The sequence below is a fragment of the Vogesella mureinivorans genome (assembly GCF_007644035.1).
Lineage (GTDB): Bacteria > Pseudomonadota > Gammaproteobacteria > Burkholderiales > Chromobacteriaceae > Vogesella > Vogesella mureinivorans.
In genome coordinates, this window is record NZ_VMTV02000575.1 from 1 (window position 1) to 391 (window position 391).

Annotated in this window: 1 protein-coding gene; it reads right to left on the minus strand. The window is 66.2% G+C overall.

Translation table 11 applies throughout. The features are described from left to right. Positions 1–391, minus strand: a 391-nt coding sequence (locus FLQ44_RS14620; protein WP_147694990.1) for an efflux RND transporter permease subunit, incomplete at both ends; no start/stop codon positions are given.

The following is a 391-nucleotide window of genomic DNA, read 5'->3' on the forward strand; positions in this document are numbered from 1 at the left end:
GCGTGGATGCCAGGAGCACGGGGACCGGCCGCGCCAGCGCTCTCGGCAGCGCGCGCCGATACGCGGACTCCAGCCAGTCGTAGGGCTTCAGCACGACCCGGCCGATGGCGCCCAGCAGGGCACCGATAATGCGACCAATGAACAGCCAGCCCCGCAGCGTCGCGTACACACTCCGATAGCGCAGGCGCTGCCACCAGTTCCGCTGCAGATCCAGGTCCTTGGGATCCTCGGGATAGCCCAGGGGCGCAGGCGATTTCAGCGAGGCCAGCATCGGCACCAGCGCCATCGCGACAACGGTGGAAATGATCACCGCGATGCTTACCGTCAACGCCTGGTCGCCGAACAGCTGTCCGGCAACACCTTCGACAAACACCAGCGGAAAGAACACGGC